The organism is Rhizobacter sp. P2_H2 (genome assembly GCF_056403375.1).
Genome location: NZ_JBFUFP010001377.1, coordinates 1 through 1,192 on the forward strand (window position 1 = coordinate 1; position 1,192 = coordinate 1,192).

The following is a 1,192-nucleotide window of genomic DNA, read 5'->3' on the forward strand; positions in this document are numbered from 1 at the left end:
GCCGCGGCGCGCGGTGGCCGCACGCGCGCGGCGGCGGCTGCGACGCCGCTGATCCTCTACCTGGTCGACGAGATCTCCACCAGCCCGCACCCGGTGCTGTCGATCGACGGCGCGAAGGACGAGGCCTGGAGCCAGGGCGCGCTGGTGGCAGTGTTCGCGACGCGCTCGAATGCCGGCATCGAGGCCGCCGTGCTGTCGACGATGCTGGCCAACCCGGCGCTGGTCGGTGTCGTCTACTCGACGATCTTCACGCGCCAGGTCAGCGTGCCGCCGCAGCTCGGCCGCGTGCCCACGGTGCTGCTGAACTGCAGCGAGGTGGAGCCTGCATCGGGCGGCGAGCCGCGCTTCTCGTCGGTCGAGCCCTCCGAGGTGCTGGGCGGTTTCGCCGCGACCGAGTGCCTGCTCGACGCCGGCCACCGGCGCATCGCCTTCATCAACGGCGAACCCTGGATGGATGCTGCGCACGATCGGCTGAAGGGCTACCGCCGCGCGCTCGCGAGCGCCGACATCGCCTACGACGCCGCGCTGGTGCGCGAGGGCGACTGGCATGTCGCCTCGGGCCACGACCACACGCTGTCGCTGATGAAGCAGCCGAAGGCGCCGACGGCGATCTTCTGTGCCAACGACCTGATGGCCGTCGGCTGCCTCGCGGCGCTGCGCGAGCTGGGCAGACAGGTGCCGCGCGACGTGGCGGTGATCGGCTACGACGACCAGGAGATCGCACGCCACACCAGCCCGCCGCTGACCACGCTGGTGCTGCCCAACTACGAGATGGGGCGGCTCGCGGTGGAGATGCTGCTGGCCCAGGTCGCCGCGCCCGGCGGCCGTCGCCGTCGCGTCAAGGTCGATGGCCGGCTGGTGCTGCGACAGACCGTCGGCTGAGTCCCTCCAAGCCCATTCCCATCACACGGCCTTGCATCTGCGCAGTTGACGCGCAGCGGTCGCCGTGCGCCTAATATTAGTCAATTATTAGCGATGCGCCGTGCCCTGGCACGAGCCGTCCGTCATCGGGCTGGTGCCGCAGACACCCCGTTCCGAGGCCACAGAAGGAGACACGATGAACACCACCTACCGGCGATGGCTGGCGACTCTGCTCGTCCCATTGATCACCGCGAGTTGCGGCGGCGGCAGCGAATCCGCAGCCACCGACGTTCCGCAGCAGGCGAGCCCCTCCCACGAATCCGTCCAGGCC

1 protein-coding gene is annotated in these 1,192 nt (G+C 70.2%); it reads left to right on the top strand.

Annotation, left to right across the window (positions count from 1 at the left end):
- The coding region (locus tag AC1D15_RS33225; protein ID WP_477829420.1) for a substrate-binding domain-containing protein at positions 1–882 on the top strand (882 nt) is incomplete at its 5' end.
- Positions 883–1,192 lie beyond the last annotated feature (310 nt).